Source organism: Aminobacter sp. MDW-2 (genome assembly GCF_014250155.1).
In the GTDB taxonomy this organism is placed as follows: domain Bacteria; phylum Pseudomonadota; class Alphaproteobacteria; order Rhizobiales; family Rhizobiaceae; genus Aminobacter; species Aminobacter ciceronei.
Map to the genome: position 1 here is coordinate 3136399 of NZ_CP060197.1, position 22247 is coordinate 3158645.

The 22247-nt window shown below is 63.1% G+C and carries 20 protein-coding genes and 1 tRNA gene; 17 read left to right on the top strand and 4 right to left on the bottom strand.

Annotated elements, in window-relative coordinates; all coding sequences use genetic code 11:
- The first annotated feature begins 7 nt into the window (after positions 1-7).
- The 16 genes from nuoH (at position 8) to H5P29_RS15410 (ending at position 16309) form a co-directional block, all read left to right on the top strand.
- The gene (gene nuoH / locus H5P29_RS15335; RefSeq protein WP_067960748.1) at positions 8-1051 is read left to right on the top strand and encodes an NADH-quinone oxidoreductase subunit NuoH; all 1044 of its coding nucleotides are present in this window, start codon (positions 8-10) and stop codon (positions 1049-1051) included.
- Positions 1051-1542: an NADH-quinone oxidoreductase subunit NuoI gene (nuoI, locus tag H5P29_RS15340; protein WP_055970601.1), complete on the top strand. Its 492-nt coding sequence runs from the start codon at positions 1051-1053 to the stop codon at positions 1540-1542. The genes nuoH and nuoI overlap by 1 nt, the downstream gene beginning before the upstream one ends.
- A gap of 129 nt (positions 1543-1671) precedes the next feature.
- Positions 1672-2292, top strand: a complete 621-nt coding sequence (locus H5P29_RS15345; RefSeq protein WP_067960751.1) for an NADH-quinone oxidoreductase subunit J — start codon at positions 1672-1674, stop codon at positions 2290-2292.
- Between the two features lie 2 nt (positions 2293-2294).
- Positions 2295-2603, top strand: a complete 309-nt coding sequence (nuoK, locus tag H5P29_RS15350; protein ID WP_067960754.1) for an NADH-quinone oxidoreductase subunit NuoK — start codon at positions 2295-2297, stop codon at positions 2601-2603.
- Positions 2604-2613: 10 nt separating this feature from the next.
- A complete protein-coding gene (gene nuoL, locus H5P29_RS15355) occupies positions 2614-4602 on the top strand; it encodes an NADH-quinone oxidoreductase subunit L (RefSeq protein ID WP_154384209.1) in 1989 nt (662 codons plus the stop codon).
- Entirely contained in the window at positions 4602-6107 is a 1506-nt protein-coding gene (locus H5P29_RS15360; protein ID WP_067960757.1) for an NADH-quinone oxidoreductase subunit M, read from the top strand. The genes nuoL and H5P29_RS15360 overlap by 1 nt, the downstream gene beginning before the upstream one ends.
- Before the next feature lie 17 nt (positions 6108-6124).
- Positions 6125-7561, top strand: a complete 1437-nt coding sequence (gene nuoN, locus H5P29_RS15365) for an NADH-quinone oxidoreductase subunit NuoN (protein WP_154383889.1) — start codon at positions 6125-6127, stop codon at positions 7559-7561.
- 4 nt (positions 7562-7565) lie between these two features.
- On the top strand, positions 7566-8393 hold the full coding sequence (locus tag H5P29_RS15370) for a biotin--[acetyl-CoA-carboxylase] ligase (protein WP_154383890.1): 828 nt from the start codon (positions 7566-7568) through the stop codon (positions 8391-8393).
- A 22-nt stretch (positions 8394-8415) separates the two neighbouring features.
- On the top strand, positions 8416-10086 hold the full coding sequence (locus H5P29_RS15375) for a ribonuclease J (protein ID WP_067960765.1): 1671 nt from the start codon (positions 8416-8418) through the stop codon (positions 10084-10086).
- A gap of 95 nt (positions 10087-10181) precedes the next feature.
- Complete coding sequence (gene mce / locus H5P29_RS15380; protein ID WP_067960767.1) at positions 10182-10586, top strand: methylmalonyl-CoA epimerase; 405 nt, start codon at positions 10182-10184, stop codon at positions 10584-10586.
- On the top strand, positions 10583-10852 hold the full coding sequence (locus H5P29_RS15385; RefSeq protein WP_067960771.1) for a DUF1467 family protein: 270 nt from the start codon (positions 10583-10585) through the stop codon (positions 10850-10852). The genes mce and H5P29_RS15385 overlap by 4 nt, the downstream gene beginning before the upstream one ends.
- A gap of 489 nt (positions 10853-11341) precedes the next feature.
- On the top strand, positions 11342-12670 hold the full coding sequence (proS, locus tag H5P29_RS15390) for a proline--tRNA ligase (RefSeq protein WP_067966358.1): 1329 nt from the start codon (positions 11342-11344) through the stop codon (positions 12668-12670).
- Positions 12667-13953, top strand: coding sequence for a lipoprotein-releasing ABC transporter permease subunit (locus H5P29_RS15395; RefSeq protein WP_067960776.1), 1287 nt, complete (start codon positions 12667-12669; stop codon positions 13951-13953). Before proS ends, H5P29_RS15395 begins: the two co-directional genes overlap by 4 nt.
- On the top strand, positions 13953-14636 hold the full coding sequence (locus H5P29_RS15400; RefSeq protein WP_067960781.1) for an ABC transporter ATP-binding protein: 684 nt from the start codon (positions 13953-13955) through the stop codon (positions 14634-14636). The genes H5P29_RS15395 and H5P29_RS15400 overlap by 1 nt, the downstream gene beginning before the upstream one ends.
- 240 nt (positions 14637-14876) lie before the next feature.
- Positions 14877-15026 (top strand): hypothetical protein, encoded by a 150-nt coding sequence (locus tag H5P29_RS15405; protein WP_154383891.1) that lies wholly within the window; start codon positions 14877-14879, stop codon positions 15024-15026.
- Positions 15023-16309 carry a lipoprotein-releasing ABC transporter permease subunit gene (locus tag H5P29_RS15410; protein ID WP_154383892.1) on the top strand — a complete coding sequence of 429 codons (1287 nt, stop codon included), beginning with the start codon at positions 15023-15025 and terminating at the stop codon, positions 16307-16309. Before H5P29_RS15405 ends, H5P29_RS15410 begins: the two co-directional genes overlap by 4 nt.
- A 552-nt stretch (positions 16310-16861) precedes the next feature.
- Here the strand turns inward: H5P29_RS15410 and lipB are convergent.
- Complete coding sequence (gene lipB, locus H5P29_RS15415) at positions 16862-17602, bottom strand: lipoyl(octanoyl) transferase LipB (RefSeq protein ID WP_154383893.1); 741 nt, start codon at positions 17600-17602, stop codon at positions 16862-16864.
- Between the two features lie 209 nt (positions 17603-17811).
- On the opposite strand from lipB, the gene H5P29_RS15420 reads away from it, so the two are divergent.
- A tRNA-Leu gene (locus tag H5P29_RS15420) sits at positions 17812-17896 on the top strand.
- A gap of 107 nt (positions 17897-18003) precedes the next feature.
- On the opposite strand, the gene H5P29_RS15425 is transcribed toward H5P29_RS15420, so the two are convergent.
- From H5P29_RS15425 to H5P29_RS15435, 3 genes are all read right to left on the bottom strand, one after another.
- Entirely contained in the window at positions 18004-18756 is a 753-nt protein-coding gene (locus tag H5P29_RS15425) for a hypothetical protein (RefSeq protein ID WP_154383894.1), read from the bottom strand.
- Positions 18753-19658 carry a glycosyltransferase family 2 protein gene (locus H5P29_RS15430; protein ID WP_154383895.1) on the bottom strand — a complete coding sequence of 302 codons (906 nt, stop codon included), beginning with the start codon at positions 19656-19658 and terminating at the stop codon, positions 18753-18755. The genes H5P29_RS15425 and H5P29_RS15430 overlap by 4 nt, the downstream gene beginning before the upstream one ends.
- A 267-nt stretch (positions 19659-19925) precedes the next feature.
- Entirely contained in the window at positions 19926-22235 is a 2310-nt protein-coding gene (locus H5P29_RS15435; protein ID WP_154383896.1) for a heavy metal translocating P-type ATPase, read from the bottom strand.
- Between the last annotated feature and the right edge of the window lie 12 nt (positions 22236-22247).

Consider the following 22247-nt stretch of genomic DNA (forward strand, 5'->3'; position numbering starts at 1 on the left):
GGCTGTCATGGATACCTTTTTCTCCTTCTACGTCCTGCCGGCGTTGATCATCCTCTTGAAGTCGGTCGTCCTGATCGTCGTCCTGCTGATCTTCGTCGCCTACATCCTCTATGCCGACCGCAAGATCTGGGCCGCCGTCCAGCTGCGCCGCGGCCCGAACGTCGTCGGCCCCTGGGGCCTGCTGCAGGCCTTCGCCGATCTTTTGAAGTTCGTCTTCAAAGAGCCGATCATCCCGTCGGGCTCCAACAAGGGCGTGTTCCTGCTCGCGCCCGTCGTCTCGGCGGTGCTGGCGATCTCGGCCTGGGCGGTGATCCCGGTCAGCGAAGGCTGGGCGATCGCCAACGTCAATGTCGGCATCCTCTATGTCTTCGCCATCTCCTCGCTCGAGGTCTATGGCGTGATCATGGGCGGCTGGGCCTCGAACTCGAAATATCCGTTCCTCGGCGCGCTGCGTTCGGCGGCGCAGATGGTGTCCTACGAAGTCTCGATCGGCTTCGTCATCGTCTGCGTGCTGCTCACCGTCGGCTCGCTGAATCTCACCGACATCGTCCTGTCGCAGGGCGACGGCATCGGCACGCGCCTTGGCCTGCCGAATACCTTCCTCGACTGGAACTGGCTCGTCCTGTTCCCGATGTTCGTGATCTTCTTCATCTCGGCGCTGGCCGAGACCAACCGTCCGCCCTTCGATCTGGTCGAAGCCGAGTCGGAACTCGTCGCCGGTCACATGATCGAATATTCGTCGACGCCGTTCCTGCTGTTCTTCCTCGGCGAGTATGTCGCAATCGTGCTGATGTGCGCGCTGACGACGATCCTGTTCCTCGGCGGATGGCTGCCGCCGTTCGACTTCGCACCCTTCACCTGGGTTCCCGGCGTGATCTGGTTCGTGCTCAAGGTCTGCATGGTGTTCTTCATGTTCGCCATGGTGAAGTCCTTCGTGCCGCGCTACCGCTACGACCAGCTGATGCGCCTGGGTTGGAAGGTGTTCCTGCCGATCTCGCTGGCGATGGTCGTCATCACCGCCGCCGTCCTCAAGCTTACCGGAGCTGCATGATGTCCGCTCTCGCACAAGCCGCCAAATCGCTGCTGCTGCAGGACTTCGTCGGCGCCTTCTTCCTGTCGATGCGCCAGTTCTTCGCGCCCAAGGCGACGCTGAACTATCCGCATGAAAAGGGCCCGGTCAGCCCGCGCTTCCGTGGCGAGCATGCGCTGCGCCGCTATCCCAACGGCGAAGAGCGCTGCATCGCCTGCAAGCTGTGCGAGGCGATCTGCCCGGCACAGGCGATCACCATCGAAGCCGGCCCGCGCCGCAACGACGGCACCCGCCGCACGGTGCGTTACGACATCGACATGGTGAAGTGCATCTATTGCGGCTTCTGCCAGGAAGCCTGCCCGGTCGACGCCATCGTCGAGGGGCCGAACTTCGAATTCGCGACGGAAACGCGCGAGGAGCTGTACTACGACAAGGACAAGCTGCTTGCGAATGGCGACCGGTGGGAGCGCGAAATCGCGCGCAACATCGCTATGGATTCGCCGTATCGCTGATGCCTGAACAATGGACGGGCCCAATCGGCTCGTCTAAGGAACGCGCGGCCTGCTTCGGAGGCGGAGCGAGGACGTGAACAGGGCAGGGCGCACAAGGCGCGCTGCCCGAAAGGAAACCCGGGGGAACCCATGCTCAACGGACTTGAAGCGGTATTTTTCTACCTCTTCGCCTTCATCGCGGTGGCGTCGGCCTTCATGGTCATTTCGGCGCGCAACCCAGTTCACTCGGTGCTCTACCTGATCCTGACGTTCTTCAACGCGGCGGGCCTGTTCCTTTTGACCGGCGCCGAGTTCCTGGCGATGATCCTGCTCGTCGTTTATGTCGGCGCGGTGGCGGTGCTGTTCCTGTTCGTCGTCATGATGCTCGACGTCGACTTCGCCGAGCTGAAATCGGGCGCGCTGCAATATGCGCCGATCGGCGCGCTTGTCGGCCTGATCCTCGCTGCCGAACTGATCGTTGTCACCGGCGGCTACGCCTTCGCGCCGAAACTGGCGACAGCCGTTGCGCAGCCGACGCCCGATATCGCGACGCGCCACAACACGGCAGCGCTCGGCGACATTCTGTACACAGACTACATCTATTTCTTCCAGATCGCCGGCCTCGTGCTTTTGGTCGCCATGATCGGCGCCATCGTGCTGACGCTGCGCCACAAGCCGAACGTCAAGCGCCAGGACATCTCGGCCCAGGTCGCCCGTACCCCGGCGACCGCGATCGAGGTCAAGAAGGTCGAGACAGGCAAGGGAATCTGACCATGGTTGTCGGCATCGCTCATTATCTGACGCTTTCGGCGGTCCTGTTCACGCTCGGCGTGTTCGGTATCTTCCTGAACCGCAAGAACGTCATCGTCATCCTGATGTCGGTCGAGCTGATCCTGCTCGCGGTCAATATCAACTTCGTGGCGTTCTCGGCCCAGCTCGGCGATCTCGTCGGCCAGGTGTTCGCGCTGTTCGTGCTCACGGTTGCCGCCGCCGAAGCGGCGATCGGACTTGCAATCCTCGTCGTCTTCTTCCGCAACCGCGGCTCCATCGCGGTCGAAGACGTGAACATGATGAAGGGCTGATCGGCCAATGATGTACCACTTCATCGTTTTCCTTCCGCTTCTCGGCTTCCTGATCGCCGGCCTGCTCGGCCGTTCGATCGGCGCGAAAGCGGCCGAATACGTCACCTCGGGCTTCCTGGTGATATCGGCGGTCCTGTCCTGGATCGCCTTCGTGGCCGTGGCCCTGGGCGACGTCGAAGCCTTCACCGTGCCGGTGTTGCGTTTCCTGGACGTCGGCGGACTGCAGGCCGACTGGGCTCTGCGCATCGATACGCTGACCGCCGTCATGCTGGTGGTGGTCAACACGGTGTCGGCGCTGGTCCACATCTACTCGATCGGCTACATGCACCACGATCCGCATCGGCCGCGCTTCTTTGCCTATCTGTCGCTGTTCACCTTCGCCATGCTGATGCTGGTGACGTCTGACAACCTCGTCCAGATGTTTTTTGGCTGGGAAGGGGTGGGCCTCGCGTCCTACTTGCTGATCGGTTTCTGGTACAAGAAGCCGTCGGCGAACGCCGCCGCGATCAAGGCCTTTGTTGTCAACCGCGTCGGCGACTTCGGCTTCCTGCTCGGCATTTTCGGCCTCTACGTCCTGTTCGGCTCGGTCGAATTCAGCACCATCTTTGCCAGCGCTGCTTCCTACCTGCCGGCCGAAGGCGCCGCCGAACACGGTGGCACCGTGCTGAACTTCCTCGGCTACGCACTGGACAAGCACAATGCATTGACCATCGTCTGCCTGCTGCTGTTCATGGGCGCCATGGGCAAGTCGGCGCAGGTGCCGCTGCACACCTGGCTACCCGACGCCATGGAAGGCCCGACGCCTGTGTCGGCACTGATCCACGCGGCGACCATGGTCACCGCCGGTGTGTTCATGCTGGCGCGTCTGTCGCCGGTCTTCGAACTGTCGCACACCGCGCTCACCGTCGTCACCTTCGTCGGCGCGATCACGGCGATCTTCGCGGCAACCGTTGGCCTGGTGCAAAACGACATCAAGCGCGTCATCGCCTATTCGACCTGCTCGCAGCTCGGCTACATGTTCGTTGCGCTCGGCATGGGCTTCTACTCGGCGGCGATCTTCCACCTGTTCACGCATGCCTTCTTCAAGGCGCTGCTGTTCCTGGGATCGGGCTCGGTGATCCATGCCGTCTCCGACGAGCAGGACATGCGCAAGATGGGCGGCCTCCGCAAGCTGATCCCGACCACCTACTGGATGATGGTCATCGGCACGCTGGCGCTGACCGGCGTCGGCATCCCGGCGACGATCATCGGCACGGCAGGCTTCTTCTCCAAGGATGCCATCATCGAAGGCGCATTCGTCGGCCACAATGCGGTCGCGGGCTTCGCTTTCGCCATGCTGGTTATCGCTGCCTGCTTCACCAGCTTCTACTCGTGGCGCCTGATTTTCATGACCTTCCACGGCAAGCCGCGCGCCACCGCCGACGTCATGCACCATGTGCATGAATCGCCGCCGGTCATGTTGGTGCCGCTGTTTGTCCTGGCTGTCGGTGCGCTGTTGGCGGGCGTCGTCTTCCACGACCAGTTTATCGGCGAAGCCTACAACGAGTTCTGGAAGGGCGCGCTGTTCACGCTCGACACCAACCACATCCTGCACGATTTCCACGGCGTGCCGATGTGGGTGAAGCTGGCACCGTTCGCGGCGATGATCGGCGGGTTCGCCATGGCCTACCTGTTCTACATCCGGTCGCCGGAGATGCCGAAGGTCCTGGCCGAACGCCATCGCGGGCTCTACGCCTTCCTGCTCAACAAGTGGTACTTCGACGAGCTGTACGACTTCCTGTTCGTGCGCCCGGCCAAGTGGCTCGGCAGCTTCCTCTGGAAGAAGGGCGACGGCTGGTTGATCGACGGCTTCGGTGCCGACGGCATCTCGGCGCGCGTCGTTGACGTTACCAACCGCGTCGTCAAGCTGCAGACCGGTTACCTCTATCACTACGCATTCGCCATGCTGATCGGCGTGGCGGCCCTCGTTACCTGGATGATGCTCGGGAGCTCCTTCTGATGTCTGGCGTTCCCATTCTATCGCTGGTCACCTTTCTGCCGCTGGTCGGCGCGCTCCTGATCCTGCTGATCAGGGACGATGGTGACGCTGCGCGCCGCAATATCCGCAACGTCGCGCTTCTGACGACGGTGTTCACCTTCGCGGTGTCGTTGCTGATCTGGATCTATTTCGACAATGCGGAAGCTGGTTTCCAGTTCGTCGAGAAGGCCGCCTGGCTCGACTCCGGCATCTCTTACCACATGGGCGTGGACGGCATTTCGATGCTGTTCGTCATCCTGACGACCTTCCTGATGCCACTGTGCATCCTGGCGAGCTGGGAGTCGGTGGAGAAGCGCGTCAAGGAATACATGATTGCGTTCCTGATCCTGGAAACGCTGATGATTGGCGTGTTCTGCGCACTGGATATCGTGCTGTTCTACGTCTTCTTCGAAGCTGGCCTGATCCCGATGTTCATCATCATCGGCGTCTGGGGCGGCAAGCGCCGCGTCTATGCCAGCTTCAAGTTCTTCCTGTTCACGCTGCTCGGCTCGGTGCTGATGCTGCTGGCCGTCATGGCGATGTTCTGGCAGGCCGGTACGACCGACATTCCGACGCTGCTGGCATATGACTTCCCGGCCAATATGCAGACATGGCTGTGGCTGGCGTTCTTTGCCTCGTTCGCGGTGAAGATGCCGATGTGGCCGGTTCATACCTGGCTGCCGGATGCGCACGTCGAGGCGCCGACGGCCGGCTCGGTCATCCTGGCGGGCATCCTCTTGAAGATGGGCGGTTACGGCTTCCTGCGTTTCTCGCTGCCGATGTTCCCGCTGGCTTCCGAATTCTTCGCCCCGCTGGTGTTTGCTATGTCGGCAATCGCCATCGTCTACACCTCGCTGGTGGCGCTGATGCAGGAAGACATCAAGAAGCTGATCGCCTACTCGTCGGTCGCCCACATGGGCTACGTCACCATGGGCATCTTCGCGATGAACGAAGCCGGCGTTCAGGGCGCTATCTTCCAGATGCTCAGCCACGGCCTCGTCTCGGGCGCGCTGTTCCTCTGCGTCGGCGTCGTCTACGACCGCATGCATACCCGCGAGATCGCGGCCTATGGCGGCCTGGTCAACAACATGCCGAAATACGCTGTGGCCTTCCTGATCTTCACCATGGCCAATGTCGGCCTGCCCGGCACTTCCGGCTTCGTCGGCGAGTTTCTGACGCTGTTCGGTGTCTTCCAGGTCAACACCTGGGTGGCGCTGATTGCGGCAACCGGTGTGATCCTGTCGGCAGCCTATGCGCTGTGGCTCTACCGCCGCGTCGTGTTCGGCGCGCTGACCAAGGAAAGCCTGAAGGGTCTGTTCGACCTGTCGGGTCGCGAGAAGGTGGTGCTCTATCCGCTGATCATCCTGGTCATCTTCTACGGCGTCTATCCGGCGCCGGTGTTCGACGCCACGACCGCTTCGGTCAAGGCGCTGATCAACAACGTAACCGTATCGATCGACGCCGCGCAGACCGCGGCGGCGAACTGACAGGGGTTTTGCGAACCATGACGCCCGAACTCCTTTCGAGCCTCTCGCTCTCCGCACCGGAGCTGATCATCGCCCTGGGCGCGCTGGCGCTTCTGATGATCGGCGTGTTCTCCGGCGAGCGCGCCAACTCGACCGTGACCGGCCTTGCCGTCGCCCTGCTGGTGGCGGCCGGCGCCTGGATGCTGGTGTTCGGCCATGACGGCTCGGGCTACGGCACGGCCTTCGTTTCCGATGCCTTCGCACGCTTCATGAAATTCCTGACACTGCTGGGTGCCGCGGTGACGCTGATCATGTCGGTTGGTTTCGCCAAGGCCGAGAAGTTCGACAAGTTCGAGTTCCCGGTGCTGGTGCTGCTGGCGACGCTCGGCATGCTCTTGATGATCTCGGCCAACGACATGCTGGCGCTCTATCTCGGCCTCGAGCTGCAGTCGCTGGCGCTCTACGTCATTGCCGCGATCAACCGCGACAACGTGCGATCGACCGAAGCTGGCCTCAAGTACTTCGTCCTCGGCGCGCTGTCTTCGGGCATGCTGCTCTACGGCATCAGCCTCGTCTACGGCTACACCGGTCACACCTCGTTCGAGGCGATTGCCGCGGCCCTGACCGGTGGCGAGCGCCAGCTCGGCCTGGTCTTCGGCCTGGTCTTCGTGCTTGCCGGCCTGTGCTTCAAGATCTCGGCGGTGCCGTTCCACATGTGGACACCCGACGTCTATGAAGGCGCGCCGACGCCGGTCACGGCATTCTTCGCCGCTGCTCCGAAGATGGCGGCGATGGCGCTGATCGTGCGTGTCACCATGGGCGCGTTCGAGCCGATCGGTACCGACTGGCAGCAGATTATCGTCTTCGTCTCGATCGCCTCGATGGCGCTCGGCGCCTTCGCCGCGATCGGCCAGAAGAACATCAAGCGCCTGATGGCCTATTCGTCGATCGGCCACATGGGCTACGCGCTTGTCGGCCTTGCCGCCAACAGTGAAGCCGGCGTGCGCGGCGTGGTCATCTACATGCTGATCTACCTGGTGATGACGCTCGGCACCTTCGCCTTCATCCTCGCCATGCGACGCAAGGACGGCAATGTCGAGCAGATCTCAGATCTCGCAGGCCTTTCGTCGACCAATCCTGTCATGGCGACGATCCTGACCATCCTGATGTTCTCGCTGGCCGGCATCCCGCCGCTCGCGGGCTTCTGGGGGAAGTGGTACGTCTTCCTCGCCGCGATCAACGCCAATCTCTACGCGCTGGCGGTCATCGGCGTGCTGGCTTCGGTGGTCGGTGCGTTCTACTATCTGCGCATCATCAAGATCATGTGGTTCGATGAGCCGGTTGGCGGTTTCCAGCCGATGGCGGGCGAGCTTCGGCTCGTGCTCGGCCTGTCGGGTGCGTTCGTTCTGTTCTACGTGCTGATCGGCGGCCCGATCGGGCAGATGGCGGAAGCTGCTGCCAAGACCTTCTTCTGACGGTATGGGGTTCCAGCTCGCACCGACAGCAACTGCCGACGGTTTCCGCCTCGAAGCCCATGACGCCGTGGGCTCGACCAACGCACTGGCGCTGGAACGGGCGATGGCCGGCGACCCTGGAAAACTCTGGGTCGTTTCGAAGAAACAGGAAAGCGGGCGTGGCCGACGTGGCCGCGCCTGGGCGACGCCGGAAGGCAATCTCGCAGCGACCCTGCTCAAGGTTCTCGACCACGACCTGCAATATGCGGCGACGCTTGGCTTCGTCGCCGGATTGGCGCTTGCCGATGCACTCGACGCAGTTGCGCCGAATGCGCGCTTTTCGGTCGGCGTCGACGGCGGCAGCGGGCAGGGCGTCAAGCGTTTCGAGCTGAAATGGCCGAACGACGTCTTGGCTTCCGGCGCCAAGCTTGCCGGCATCCTGCTTGAATCGACATTGCTCGGGCAAGGCAGGCTGGCGATCGCCATAGGCATCGGCGTCAATGTCGTGGCGCATCCGACCGAAGTGCCTTATCCCGCGACCTCGCTCGCCAGCCTGGGGGCAGGCGTCGATGCCGAGACCCTGTTCCTGGCGCTTTCCGATGCCTGGAGCGAGAACGAACGCATCTGGGCCGGCGGCAGGGGACTGGCGGCGATCCGCAAGCGCTGGCTTGGGCGCGCGGCCGGCCTCGGCAGCGAAGTCGCCGTGCGGATCGAGGGAAATGTGGTGCGCGGCGTCTTCGAGACCATCGACGAGGATTGCCGCTTCGTGATCCGTGACACTAAAGGTGAGGCGGTAAAGATCGCCGCCGGCGACGTGCATTTCGGCGCGGTTGCTTCGGCCGGCGCGGCCTGACAGGCCTGAAAGGATTTCTGGTATGGCTAAAGCGGAAAAAGCCGAGCTCGTATTCGTGCCGCTGGGCGGTGTCGGCGAGATCGGCATGAACTTCGCTCTCTATGGCTTCGGCCCGGCGAACAAGCGTGAATGGATCATCATCGACGTCGGCGTGACGTTCCCCGATGCGACGCTGCCCGGCGTCGACCTTGTGCTGCCCGACACGCGCTTCATCGAGGAGCAGCTGGAAAACCTCCGCGGCATCATCATCACGCATGCGCATGAAGACCATTATGGTGCGCTGCACGACACCTGGCCGAAGCTGAAGGCACCTGTGTGGATGACGCCGTTCGCCGCCGGCCTGCTGGAAGCCAAGCGCCAGTCGGAGCAGGGTGCGCCGAAGATCCCGGTGACTGTCTACCGTGCCGGCGAAAAATTCACCGTCGGTCCGTTCGAGATCGAGGCGATCGCTGTCAGCCATTCGATCCCGGAGCCCGTGTCGCTGGCGATCACCTCACCGGCCGGCACCGTGATCCATACCGGCGACTGGAAGATCGATCCCGCGCCCGAAATCGGCCCGATGACCGACGAGGCTCGCTTCCGCGCCTATGGCGACAAGGGCGTGCTGGCACTCGTCTGCGATTCGACCAATGCGCTGCGCGAGGGCGACTCGCCGTCCGAGCAGCAGGTCGGGCAGGGGCTGCGCAAGGTCATTGAGGAAGCCAAGGGCCGTGTCGCGGTCACGACCTTCTCGTCCAATGTCGGTCGCATCCGCTCGATCGCGGAAGCCGCGCGCGATGCCGGTCGACAGGTTCTCGTCATGGGCCGTTCGCTCAAGCGCGTCATCGACGTGTCGAGCGAACTCGGCTACATGGATGGGCTGCCCGAGTTCGTATCCGAAGAGGATTACGGCTACATTCCGCGCGAAAATCTCGTCGTCATCTGTACCGGCAGCCAGGGCGAGCCGCGCGCAGCACTCGCCAAGCTGGCGCGTGACGAGATGAAGTCGGTGGCGCTTTCGCCCGGCGACACCGTGGTGTTTTCCTCGCGCACCATTCCTGGTAACGAGAAGGCGATCCTCGAGATCAAGAACCTGCTCATCGACCAAGGCATCAAGATCATCGAGGACGGTGACGCGCTGGTCCACGTCTCCGGCCATCCACGCCGCTCGGAACTCAAGCGCATGTATGAGTGGGTTCGCCCGCGCATCGGCGTGCCGGTGCATGGCGAGGCCGCCCACCTTGTCGGTCAGGGTTCGTTGATGTCGCTGTCGGGCATTCCCGAGGTGGCGCAGATCCGCGACGGCGACATGCTGAGGCTGTGGCCGGGAGCTGCCGAGATCATCGACCAGGTGCCGTTCGGCCGCGTCTACAAGGATGGCAAGCTGATCGGTTCCGACGAGGCAATGGGCATTCGCGACCGGCGCAAGCTGTCGTTTGCCGGCCATGTTGCAGTCAACGTCGTGCTCGACGACAAGTACGAGCTCGCCGGCGACCCGGATCTGGTGGCGATCGGCGTCGCCGAAACCGATGCTGCCGGCGAAGATCTCGAGGAGCTGATGCTCGATGCGGCAATCGGCGCCGTGGACTCGATACCCCGCGCGCGGCGAAAAGACCTCGACCTGGTGCAGGAAGCCGTGCGTCGCGCTGTGCGCGGTGCCGCCAACGAAGCCTGGGGCAAGAAACCGCTGGTGACGGTGTTCGTCACGAGGTGAGCGGACAGGGAGTGGGGAATAGGCAACAGACGGCTGTTGTGGCCGTTTCGTCCTGTTCTGCGCTCACTGGTAGCCATTCGCTGGGATTTGGAACCATGCTTGGACGTCTCAACCACGTCGCGATCGCCGTGCCCGACCTCACAGCGGCAAGTGCTGTCTATCGCGATACGCTCGGCGCCAATGTCGGCGCGCCGCAGGCGCTGCCGGAGCATGGCGTGACCGTGGTCTTCATCGACGTCGGCAACACCAAGATCGAGCTGCTCGAGCCGCTGGGCGAGGGGTCGCCGATTGCGGCGTTCCTGGCCAAAAGCCCGTCGGGCGGCATGCACCATGTCTGCTACGAGGTTGACGACATTCTGGCCGCGCGCGACCGTCTCAAGGCGACGGGCGCTCGGGTGCTCGGCGACGGCAATCCGAAGATTGGGGCGCACGGCAAGCCGGTGCTGTTTCTCCACCCCAAGGATTTCCAGGGCACGCTGGTAGAACTGGAGCAGGTATGACCTGGGTATCACTCGCAGCGATGTATTTTGTCTTCTGGTGGCTGACCTTGTTCGCCATCCTGCCTTTTGGCCTGAAGACCCAGGACGACGACCGTGACGTGACGCTCGGCACGGAGGCAAGTGCGCCGCGTGGACCGCATATGCTGCGCGCTATGCTGTGGACGACGGTGGTGACCGCTGTGGTGATCGGGGCGTTCTATTTCGTCACCAAGGGGCTGGGCTACAGCTTCGACGATTTCCCGCAGTTCATTCCCGAGATCAATTGACGCATTTCATTCCCGAGATCAATTGACGCATTCCTAGGGGAGGGGAACGCAGTTAGTGTTGCTTCTCAGCGAAGCAGCATAAGCTGATGATTGCCCAAAAAAAATGCAAGGCACGAAGCCTTGCAATTTAAACGCGTCCGATCTGCTTTCCGTTGCCGGCGGCAGCGAGTTATCGCGCCTAGATCGCATCCTCCCAAGACTTTGACCGCGTAGGAGAGCGGATTTTTTCTCCGCCCTCTCGGTTATCGGGGCACATTAGACCAAGCCGAAATGAATTGTCACGCGGAATTTTGCTTCCTGGCGGGCAATCCTGTGCTGCGTTGCACAATTGATTGGCAAGTGCCCTCGATCAACCACAAAGCGCATTGTGACGCTGCGTCGAAACGGCATGCGCGGGTTTTCATTCCGCCTTGAAATGGCTATGAAGCCCGTTCAAGCAAGCCTCCTTGTCATGCCGATTCCGGCATCACCGATTTCATGGAACATTCGATGCGTCTGTCGCGCTATTTCCTGCCCATCCTGAAAGAGAATCCCCGCGAGGCGGAGATCGTTTCGCACCGGTTGATGTTGCGCGCGGGCATGATCAGGCAGCAGGGCCAGGGCAGCTTCTCCTGGTTGCCGCTGGGCAAGCGTGTGCTCGACAAGATCTGCCGCATCGTGCGCGAGGAGCAGGACCGGGCAGGGGCGCTGGAAATCCTGATGCCGACCATCCAGTCGGCCGAGCTGTGGCGCGAAAGCGGCCGCTATGACGACTACGGCAAGGAGATGCTGCGCATCAAGGATCGCAACGAACGCGACATGCTGTTCGGCCCGACCAATGAAGAGATGGTCACGGAAATCTTCCGGTCCTACGTCAAGTCCTACAAGGATCTGCCGCTCAACCTGTACCACATACAGTGGAAGTTCCGCGACGAGATGCGTCCGCGCTTCGGCGTCATGCGTTCGCGCGAATTCCTGATGAAGGACGCCTACTCGTTCGACCTCGACTACGAAGGCGCGAAAGCTGCCTACAACCGCATGTTCGTTTCCTACCTGCGCACCTTCACCCGGATGGGCCTGCAGGCGATCCCGATGCGCGCCGACACCGGCCCGATCGGCGGCGATCTCAGCCACGAATTCATCATCCTGGCCGAGACGGGCGAAAGCCAGGTGTTCTGCCACCGCGACTACCTTGCTTTACCTGTGCCGGGCGCTGCGACCGATTTCGCCAATGACGGCGAGATCGACGGCATCGTCAAGCAGTGGACGACGCCTTATGCGGCAACCGAAGAGATGCATGACGAGGCCGCCTGGGCGGCGGTGCCCGAGGCCGACAAGGTATCGGCGCGCGGCATCGAGGTCGGCCACATCTTTCACTTCGGCGAGAAATATTCCAAGCCCATGGGCGCCAAGGTCATGGGCCCCGACGGCAAGGAGCATTTCGTGTCGATGGGCTCCTACGGCATCGGCCCGAGCCGCCTGATCGCAGCGATCATCGAGGCAAGCCACGACGAGAACGGCATCATCTGGCCGGAGGCCGTGGCGCCGTTCGACATCGGCCTGATCAACATGAAGGTCGGCGACGCCGACTGCGACCGCATCTGCGACGAGCTCTACAAGGCGTTCGAAGCGGCCGGCAAGGACGTGCTCTATGACGATACCGACCAGCGCGCGGGCGGCAAGTTCGCGACCGCCGATCTGATCGGCCTGCCCTGGCAGGTCATCGTCGGCCCGCGTGGTGCGGCTGCCGGCGAGGTCGAGATCAAGAACCGCAAGTCCGGCGAGCGCCTGACGCTGCCGGTGGCCGAGGCGCTGGCCAAGCTGGGCGCCAACGCATGAACCAGGCGGTGGCGGCGAAACCGGCAGGGGCTGGGCCTTTCTCGGTGTTCGAACGCATGGTGGCATGGCGCTACCTGCGTTCGAAGCGCAAGGAGACGGTGATTTCCGTCATCGCTTCGATCTCCTTCCTTGGCATCATGCTGGGTGTCGCCACGCTGATCGTGGTGATGGCGGTGATGAACGGTTTTCGCGCCGAGCTGCTGACCCGCATCCTTGGCGTCAACGGCCATCTTGTCGTAACCGCGACCGACACGCCGCTCGAGGATTATGCAGCGGTCGCTGACCGCATCAATGGCGTGGCGGGCGTGAAATACGCGATCCCGCTGGTCGAGGGCCAGGTGCTTGCCCAGGGCAATGTCGGCGCCGGTTCCGGCGCACTGGTGCGTGGCATCAGGGGCGACGACTTGGGCAAGGTGACCTTGGTCGCCAACAACATCAGGCAGGGCTCGATCGTTGGCTTCGACCAGGGCGAGGGCGTGGTGATCGGCAAGCGCATGGCCGAGAACATGGGGCTGGTTCTGGGCGATTCCATCCGGCTGATTTCGCCCGACGGCGACGTGACACCGATGGGAACGACGCCGAGAGCCAAGGCTTATCCGATCACCGGCATCTTCGAAGTCGGCATGTCGGAATATGACAGCTCGATCGTGTTCATGCCGCTCAACGAGGCGCAGCTCTACTTCAACTCCGAAGGCAAGGTCGGCTCGATCGAGATTTATGTCGACAATCCCGACAATGTCGACGCGCTGAAACCCAAGGTCGAGGAAGCGGCGCAACGGCCGATCTTCCTCACCGACTGGCGCGAGCGCAACCAGACCTTCTTTTCGGCGCTGCAGGTCGAGCGCAACGTCATGTTCATGATCCTGACGCTGATCGTGCTGGTGGCGGCGCTCAACATCATTTCCGGCCTGATCATGCTCGTGAAGGACAAGGGCCACGACATCGCCATCCTGCGCACGATGGGGGCGACGCGCGGCGCGGTTATGCGAATCTTCCTGATGACGGGAGCTGCCATCGGCATGACCGGCACGCTCGCCGGCGTGCTGCTCGGCGTCGTCATCTGCCTCAATGTCGAGCGCATCAGGCAGTTCTTCTCCTGGCTGTCGGGCACCGTGCTGTTCAACCCCGAGCTCTATTTCCTCAGCCAGCTGCCGGCCAAGATGGACATGAGCGAGACCATCTCTGTTGTGCTGATGGCACTGGTGCTGTCGTTCCTGGCGACGCTGTTTCCGGCATGGCGGGCGGCAACGCTCGATCCGGTCGAAGCCCTGAGGTACGAATGATGGGCATCGAGCATGTCATCGAGCTCAAGGGCGTCGAGCGCCACTATGAGCAGGGTTCGCGCAAGCTGACGATCCTCAACAATGCCAGCTTCGCGCTGAAGCCCGGCGAGATGGTGGCGCTGGTGGCGCCTTCGGGTGCCGGCAAGTCGACGTTGCTGCACACAGCAGGGCTGCTCGAGCGGCCCGACGCCGGCGACGTCATCCTGAATGGGCGTGCCTGCGGGCGGCTGTCGGACGATGAGCGTACCGCCATCCGTCGCAACGACGTCGGCTTCGTCTATCAGTTCCATCACCTGCTGCCCGAATTCTCCGCGCAGGAGAATGTGATGATGCCGCAACTGGTGAAGGGCCTGTCGCGCAAAGAAGCGGCCGAGCGTGCCGGTATGCTGCTCGACTACATGAAGATCGGCAAGCGGGCGCAGCATAGGCCGTCGGAGCTGTCAGGCGGCGAACAGCAGCGTGTGGCGATTGCACGCGCGGTGGCCAATGCGCCGCTGGTGCTTTTGGCCGACGAGCCGACCGGCAATCTCGATCCGGTGACGGCGGGTTATGTCTTCGACGCGCTTTCAGCACTTGTGCGGCAGTCGGGCTTGGCGGCCCTGATCGCCACCCACAACCACGAGCTTGCAGGACGCATGGATCGTCGCGTTACGCTTTCCGAAGGCAAGATCGTGCCCTTGTAGGGCTGCCTTTCTTCCGTCCACGGTGTCTCCAGAAGCGAGCTGCTGCCCGCTTCGCATCTCGTGCGGTCCGTTACCGCTGGTGGTCCGCGGCCTTCTCACAAGGCAGGCTAACGCGGCCGCATGCTCTGCGGTTGCCTCGCGCCCGCGAGTTTCCATTCCGCCACGAAATGGCTATGAAGCCTGTGCACTGAAGTTGTGCGCCGATTCCGGCGCAACGTTCCTCATTTTGCGGACCAGCCCATGCGTTTGTCGTGCAGTTTCCTGCCCCGGCAGGTCATCGTCGGACCGCGTCGTGTTGCCGCCGGCGAGGTCGAAATCAACCGCAAGAGCGACACGCGCGAAACGGTGCGACTGGCCAGCACCCTCCAGCGCCTGGGCGTTGCCGCATGAGCCAGACAACCGCAGCCAAGCCGGCAGGCGCCGGACCTTTTTCGAGTTTCGAGCGCATGGTGGCGTGGCGCTATCTGCGCTCGCGTCGCAACGAAACGATGGTATCGGTGATCGCCTCGATCTCTTTCCTTGGCATCATGCTGGGTGTCGCCACGCTGATTGTCGTGATGGCGGTGTTGAACGGTTTTCGAGCGGAGCTGCTTTCGCGGATTCTTGGCATCAACGGCCATCTCATCGTCACGCCGGTCGATTTGCCGCTGGAGGACTATGCCGAGCTTGCCAGGCGGATCAATGGCGTCCCAGGCGTCAAATACGCCATTCCACTGGTCGAAGGTCAGGTGCTGGCACGGGGCAATGTCGGCGCCGGTTCCGGCGCGCTGGTGCGCGGCATCCGCGGAGAGGATCTCGGCAAGATCACGCTGGTTGCCAATAACATCAAACAGGGGGCCATCGCCGGTTTCGATACGGCCGGCGGCGTCGCAATCGGCAGCCGCATGGCTAGGAATCACGGCCTGGCGCTGGGCGACATCATTACGGTGATCGCGCCTGACGGCGATGGCAGTCAGCTTGGCACGACGCCACGCCTGCAAGGCTATACGGTCACGGCGATCTTCGAAGTCGGCATGTCGGAATACGACGCCTCGATCGTGTTCATGCCGTTGTCTGAAGCGCAGACGTACTTCAACTCCGAAGGCAAGGCGCAGAGCCTCGAGGTCTATCTCGACGATCCCGACAATATTGACGGGATCAGGTCCAAGGTGGAGGAGGCAGTACAGCGGCCGATCTTCCTGACCGACTGGCGCGAGCGCAACCAGACCTTCTTTTCGGCTCTGCAGGTCCAGCGCAACGTCATGTTCATGATCCTGACGCTGATCGTGCTGGTGGCGGCGCTGAACATCATTTCCGGCCTGATCATGCTGGTGAAGGACAAGGGCCACGACATCGCCATCCTGCGCACGATGGGGGCGACACGCGGTGCGGTGATGCGCATCTTCCTGATGACGGGAGCTGCCATCGGCATGACCGGCACGCTCGCCGGCGTGCTGCTCGGCGTGGTCATCTGCCTCAATGTCGAGCGCATCAGGCAGTTCTTTTCCTGGCTGTCGGGTACCGTGCTGTTCAACCCCGAGCTCTATTTCCTCAGCCAGCTGCCGGCCAAGATGGATGTCGGCGAGACCATCTCGGTGGTGCTGATGGCACTGGTGCTGTCGTTCCTGGCGACGTTGGTTCCGGCATGGCGGGCGGCCGCGCTCGATCCGGTCGAAGCCCTGAGGTATGAATGATGGGCATCGAGCATGTCATCGAACTCAAGGGCGTCGAGCGCCACTGACGCTTGCCGAAGACGCCCGGCGCTTGAGCCGGACGAATCTGTTCTCAACCGCTGTCCCTATCGCCTGATGATGCCGTCGCCTGTTCGTTAACGGGCGAAGGTCTCGGTTCGCCTGGATAAACCCTTCATTTACTGTCGAATCGGTTGCGGCGAGTGGCTGCTGCCGGATGCAATGGCTCGCGTTGACATTTGAACAAAAATAGAACAAATTACGAACATATTAAAAACAGGAGCAACAGATGACCGAGCTGGTACAGGATGTCATTTCGATGGTCTGCATGAGCACCTTCCTTGTCACCATGGCTGTGTGGATCGGCGCACTCTGATTGGAGTGCCTGTTGGGCAGCACTCGCTGGATCCCAACCTGAAACAGGGCACCGGGTTAACTCGATGCCGACACCGTGCGGGCTGAAATCGCCACGACGGAAAAGACTGAGCCAGCGCCGCCTAGCGCAAAATGAGTTGAATCAAGCGCGGATCTCAGCTGCCGCGCGGGAAGGCGGCCTCAGGCCGTCTTCCGGACAACGGTCGCGGTGGTTTCGGCCGGCCCGAATATCTCTTCGAAGGCAGTTTTAAGCGCGACATCCAGGTCATCAATGGTCACCGGTAGGCCAAGGTCGACGAGGCTGGTAACGCCGTGGTCGGTGACGCCGCACGGCACGATGCCGGAGAAATGGCCGAGCTCCGGTTCGACGTTGATGGCGATGCCGTGGAAACTAACCCAGCGGCGAAGACGGATGCCGATGGCTGCGATCTTGTCTTCCGCCGGCGAGCCGTCAGGCAGGGCCGGGCGGTCGGGCCGCACCACCCAGACGCCGACGCGGTCCTCGCGCCGTTCGCCCTTCACGTTGAAGGCGGCAAGCGCCGAAATGATCCAGGCTTCGAGTGCCGCAACGAAGGCGCGGACGTCCTCGCGCCTTCGCTTGAGGTCGAGCATGACATAGGCCACGCGTTGGCCGGGCCCATGATAGGTGTATTCGCCACCTCGCCCGGTCTTGAAGACGGGAAACCGGTCGGGCTCGACAAGGTCCTGTTCCTGGGCGCTGGTGCCGGCGGTGTAAACAGGCGGGTGCTCGACAAGCCAGACCATCTCGCCTGATGTGCCCTGGCGAATCGCATCTGCGCGCTGTTCCATGAAGGCGAGCGCCTGATCGTAGGGCGTCAGGCCTGGTTCGATTCGCCATTCGACCGGTGCTGAACCGGGAAGGGCAAGAAACGACGTGGCGATCAGGCTGCGTTCGGTCATTCTGGGGGTCCGTTCGTCGACCTGATATGGCGGCTTGGGGATAAAACGTCCAGTGGTCAGGCTTAGAAAGCCGGCTATCGCAGCCTCCGTCATGCGGCTTCCCTTGGGGTATGCAAGAATGATGGACGAATATCGCACAGGGCGCTTGTTTCCCCGGAAACGATTTGCTACATGCCGCGAGCCGGTTCGGACCGGCCCTTCGTGACAGTGCGGTCGTGGCGGAATTGGTAGACGCGCAGCGTTGAGGTCGCTGTGGGGCAACCCGTGGAAGTTCGAGTCTTCTCGACCGCACCAGTCACTCCTAAGCGGAAATATCCGCTTCACCGGCCAGACGCGCCGGCAGGCTGAAAAGCCGGAAACTCCTCAATCATCAAACACGTGCAGGATGTTGACGGCCGTTTTTAAGGTTCCGTCTGAACTGCTGCAGCCAGGTCGGCCATCCACAAGCCTCCGTCATCATGATGTGGCGGCGCGTAGGTGCGGCCCTGCGGAATCGTTTCGAAGCGGGCGCCTGTTTCGTCGGCAAGATAGTCGTAGCCGATCGGCTGGTCGCGAAGCTCCGGATCGAGATGATTGTAGAGATCCCGGCGTGCCAACCGTCTGGCCGGGGCGATCATCTTGAGATGATAGAGGTTCAGGTCGCAGTGCCGCTCGAGATAGCGGCCGTCGCGCGGATACCAGCATGCATGCATGCCACGGTCGGGCAGTTCGGCTGCATCAAAGACGGGGAAGAGCCGGTAGCGGACCTTCTGGCCCCAGATGCCGTCGACGCGATAGGCGTCTGCTTCGTAGAGTTCGCGCAGGTTGAAGCCCCAGGCCGTCGGCTTGCGCGGATACAGCAGCCTACGAATGGCGGTCGCAGCGCCGATCTCGAATCGCTCGTCCGGATCCATGGCAAGAATCCAGTCGGCGCCGGCGGTCCGCGCGGCACCAATAAGGGTGCGCTGGCGCTCGAACTCGCTGCTGACAATCCCGGTGGAGGCGCGGTCGTCCAGCGCGACCCAGCCGTCGACGATCGGATCGATGTTGGTCAGCAGGTCGGGCACCAGATGGGCGTCGTAGCGGTAGCTGAAAACGGCAAGTACCGTCTGCCGGCGGCGGAAAAGATCGCGCCAACGGCGTCGGCGCTGTGGCTTGGCCGTAACGGTGATCATGGCCGCACCCCGTGCCGGCTGAGGGGAGCGATGACAGATTTGCCCCTGCTGTCGGCCGCCATCAAAACGCCGGCGGCCTTGGCGAGCAGGCTGAGCCGCAGGATGGGCATGGCCCGCAGCGTCTGGATGAGTTCGTCGCCGGAGAGCCCCGCCATGGCCAGTTGGCGGGCGGGGCGGTGCTGGCGCAGCACATCGCGGGCGATCTTGCGCAAGGATTTGCCGGACAGCCGGTGCATTTCACGGCCGTAGTTGGTACCGCGCTGATACTGGTCGATCAGCAAGCGCAAGATCCTCGTTTCGTTGAGGTGGACCGTTCTTATGTCGCCATCCCAGGCCGGCTTGAGTTCGGCGGGCAGGCGCAACAGGAATTCGCTGTCCTCGCCGGTCGCCATCGTCTCGTCATAGAGGCCATGACGCGCAAACAGGCCGCGCTCGAAGGAGACGCCATAGCGAATCGCCTGTTCCTCCGGCAATCCGGGCAGGCGGCGCATGAACAGGCTGAGATGGGCGGCGCAGGCGACCAGATTTTGCGGCTTGCTGTTTATCACAGCACTGGCGACGACAGGCGCGCCGGCCTTATGGCGTGCAAGGCGGCGCTCGACCCAGCCGGGTGCGGCGCGGCAATCATCGGCGAGGAAGGCGACGTAGGGCGCCCTGGTTCGTTCGATGCCGCGGTTTCTGGCGGCACCGACATAAAGGCGCTCCTCGAATTCGACGAAGGCGACGTCGAGGCCGTGGCGGCGGAGCAGGGCGCCGATGTCACCGCCGCCGGAATTGACGACGAGAATGTCGGTCGCCACCGACTGTTCGCGTAACGAGCGGACGGCGCCGACGATTTCCGCCGGGGCCCGGTAGCCAATGACGATGGTGGCAAGTTCAGGGGCAGGTGCTTGTGACGACATTCAGTGCGCGCATGTTATCCACGGTACACTGCGATCGTCCCTTCGCAATGCAGGGACGATAACACACATTCCGTCGCGCTCAAGTCGTGGTGTCTGTCTTAAGGGCCGACGCCATGCGAACAGGGCGTGGCGTCGGCGGTGACGTGCGCCGCATCGCCGCCGGCCAGGCGGCGATGCCCAGGGATGGTGGAGCCGGGCAAGCTCGCGAGCTGAAGCAGTGTGCCGGGGCGGCTCTGCGCGCTTGAGACCTGGCAGAGCCGGCTTTCGTCAGCGCCCGCGCCAGGCGAGCAGGCGCATTGCGTTTGCGGTGACCAGCACGGTCGCGCCTGTGTCGGCCAGGATCGCCGGCCACAGGCCGGTGATGCCCATGATCGTCGTCACCAGGAAGACCGCCTTGAGGCCGAGCGCGATGGTGATGTTCTGGGCGATGTTGCCCATCACTGTCCTGGACAGTGCGATCATGTCGGGGATGTCGCTGACGCGGCCATGCAGGATCGCGGCGTCGGCCGTTTCGAGCGCGACATCTGTGCCGCCGCCCATGGCGACGCCGAAGTCGGCCGCGGCCAAAGCAGGGGCGTCGTTGATGCCGTCACCGACCTTGGCGACAACCTGGCCCTGCTTCTGCAGTTCGCGCACGATGCGCTGCTTGTCGTCTGGCATCAACCCGGCGCGGACGTTGATGCCGAGTCCCTTGCCGATGGCTTTGGCAGTGGCCTCGTTGTCGCCGGTCAGCATGACTGTGGCGATGCCATCGTCCTTGAGCCGGGCGAGAGCGGCGATGGCATCGGCGCGCGGCTCGTCACGCATGGCGAGAATGCCCGCGACCCTGCCGTCGACGAGCAGCACCGAGACTGTCTTGCCGTCGGCATTGAAGGCGGCGATCCGCGCCTTTTGTTCGGCTGACAGCCCGGCCATTTCTTCGGCAGCACCAGGTGAGGCGAGGAAAACCTCCTCCCCGCCGACCCTGGCTGTCACGCCCTTGCCGGCGATGGCCTTGGCGGCATTGGCCGGTGGTATTGGCACGCCATCGGCCTTGGCGCGCCCGAGGATGGCCAGCGCCAGCGGATGGCTGGAGCCTGTTTCCAATGCGGCGGCGCGCGACAGGACATTGGCCTCAGAGAGGCCGATGCCGATGATGTCGGTGACTTTCGGCTTGCCTTCGGTCAGCGTGCCGGTCTTGTCGAGCGCGACCGTGGTGACGCGGCGCATGCCCTCGAGCACGGCGCCGCCCTTGAGCAGCAGGCCGCGGCGGGCACCGGCGGACAGGCCGGCGGCGATCGCGGCAGGCGTCGAGATGACCAGCGCGCAGGGACAGCCGATCAGCAGGATGGCGAGGCCCTTGTAGATCCACTCCGACCAGTCGCCGCCGGCAACCAAAGGCGGCAGGATGGCGACCAGCGCGCCGACGACGAGGACCGCAGGGGTGTAATAGCGCGAGAAGCTGTCGATGAAGCGCTCGGTCGGCGCCTTGCTTTCCTGCGCTTCCTCGACCAGCTTGATGACGCGGGCAATGGTGTTGTCGGCGGCAGCTGCGGTAACGCGGACCCGGAGCACCGCATCGGTGTTGATCGTGCCGGCAAAGACGTCGTCGCCTGCACTCTTCGACTTGGGCACGCTCTCGCCAGTGACAGGGGCTTCGTCGAGCGTGCTCGATCCTTCGACGATTGTGCCGTCGGCGGCAACGCGGTCGCCCGGCCGGACCAGCATGATCGCGCCGACCTGAAGCGTGTCGGCGGCTACTTCGCGCGTCGTGCCACCTTCCTCGACCAGGGCGGTCTTGGGAACGAGGTCGGCAAGGCCGCGAATGCTGGCGCGTGCGCGGCGGGCGGCGACGCCTTCGAGCAATTCGCCGATGAGGAACAGCAGGACGACCATCGTTGCTTCTTCGGTCGCGCCGATGAACACCGCGCCGACGGCGGCGATGGTCATCAAGGTCTCGATGGAGAACGGCGTGCCCGATATGGCACCGGCATAAGCGCGGCGGGCGACCGGCACCAGGCCGACCGCAAGTGCTGCCAGAAAAGCCCAATGCCCGATCTGCGGCAAGAGCTGGCCGATGGCGTAGGCGGCGACAAGTGCTGCACCGCAGGTGATGGTGAGCTTGGCCTTGCGCGATGTCCACCACGGGCCGTCGTCGAGGTCGAAATGATCGTGGCCGGCCCCGGCAACATTTGCCGCCGCCGCGCCATGGTCGTGTCCGGAATGGTCGCCATGATCGTGGCCGGAATGGTCGTGACCTGCATGGTCATGGCCGGTGTGGTCGTCATGGCTGTGGTCGTGGCCGACGTGGTCGTGGCTGCAGTTCGGGCCGTGCTCATGGACATGAGCCGTCGGTGCCGCGGTCCTGGCTGCGCCCACTTCGGCAACCGAGTAGCCAAGCGCCTTCACCTGTTTCGAGATGGCGGCGGAGGGGGCGGGGCCCTGATAGGTGACGATCATGGTGCCAGCCGACACCGAAATGCCGACCTCGGTGATGCCGGGCAGGCGGCTGACCGCGTTTTCGATCTTGGTTGCGCAAGAGGCGCAATCCATGCCGCCGACGCGGAAGCGTGTCTTGCCGTGGCTGGCGTCGTTCATTTCAGGTCCTTT

Bases quoted from the DNA above. Each gene is read 5' to 3' on its own strand.
- proS (WP_067966358.1), top strand. From the start codon at position 11,342: ATGCGTCTGTCGCGCTATTTCCTGCCCATCCTGAAAGAGAATCCCCGC.
- H5P29_RS15345 (WP_067960751.1), top strand. From the start codon at position 1,672: ATGCTCAACGGACTTGAAGCGGTATTTTTCTACCTCTTCGCCTTCATC.
- H5P29_RS15395 (WP_067960776.1), top strand. From the start codon at position 12,667: ATGAACCAGGCGGTGGCGGCGAAACCGGCAGGGGCTGGGCCTTTCTCG.
- nuoK (WP_067960754.1), top strand. From the start codon at position 2,295: ATGGTTGTCGGCATCGCTCATTATCTGACGCTTTCGGCGGTCCTGTTC.
- nuoL (WP_154384209.1), top strand. From the start codon at position 2,614: ATGTACCACTTCATCGTTTTCCTTCCGCTTCTCGGCTTCCTGATCGCC.
- H5P29_RS15410 (WP_154383892.1), top strand. From the start codon at position 15,023: ATGAGCCAGACAACCGCAGCCAAGCCGGCAGGCGCCGGACCTTTTTCG.
- H5P29_RS15375 (WP_067960765.1), top strand. From the start codon at position 8,416: ATGGCTAAAGCGGAAAAAGCCGAGCTCGTATTCGTGCCGCTGGGCGGT.
- nuoI (WP_055970601.1), top strand. From the start codon at position 1,051: ATGTCCGCTCTCGCACAAGCCGCCAAATCGCTGCTGCTGCAGGACTTC.
- H5P29_RS15435 (WP_154383896.1), bottom strand. From the start codon at position 22,235: ATGAACGACGCCAGCCACGGCAAGACACGCTTCCGCGTCGGCGGCATG.
- H5P29_RS15430 (WP_154383895.1), bottom strand. From the start codon at position 19,658: ATGTCGTCACAAGCACCTGCCCCTGAACTTGCCACCATCGTCATTGGC.
- nuoN (WP_154383889.1), top strand. From the start codon at position 6,125: ATGACGCCCGAACTCCTTTCGAGCCTCTCGCTCTCCGCACCGGAGCTG.
- nuoH (WP_067960748.1), top strand. From the start codon at position 8: ATGGATACCTTTTTCTCCTTCTACGTCCTGCCGGCGTTGATCATCCTC.
- H5P29_RS15425 (WP_154383894.1), bottom strand. From the start codon at position 18,756: ATGATCACCGTTACGGCCAAGCCACAGCGCCGACGCCGTTGGCGCGAT.
- H5P29_RS15385 (WP_067960771.1), top strand. From the start codon at position 10,583: ATGACCTGGGTATCACTCGCAGCGATGTATTTTGTCTTCTGGTGGCTG.
- mce (WP_067960767.1), top strand. From the start codon at position 10,182: ATGCTTGGACGTCTCAACCACGTCGCGATCGCCGTGCCCGACCTCACA.
- H5P29_RS15400 (WP_067960781.1), top strand. From the start codon at position 13,953: ATGGGCATCGAGCATGTCATCGAGCTCAAGGGCGTCGAGCGCCACTAT.
- H5P29_RS15405 (WP_154383891.1), top strand. From the start codon at position 14,877: ATGCGTTTGTCGTGCAGTTTCCTGCCCCGGCAGGTCATCGTCGGACCG.
- lipB (WP_154383893.1), bottom strand. From the start codon at position 17,602: ATGACCGAACGCAGCCTGATCGCCACGTCGTTTCTTGCCCTTCCCGGT.
- H5P29_RS15360 (WP_067960757.1), top strand. From the start codon at position 4,602: ATGTCTGGCGTTCCCATTCTATCGCTGGTCACCTTTCTGCCGCTGGTC.
- H5P29_RS15370 (WP_154383890.1), top strand. From the start codon at position 7,566: ATGGGGTTCCAGCTCGCACCGACAGCAACTGCCGACGGTTTCCGCCTC.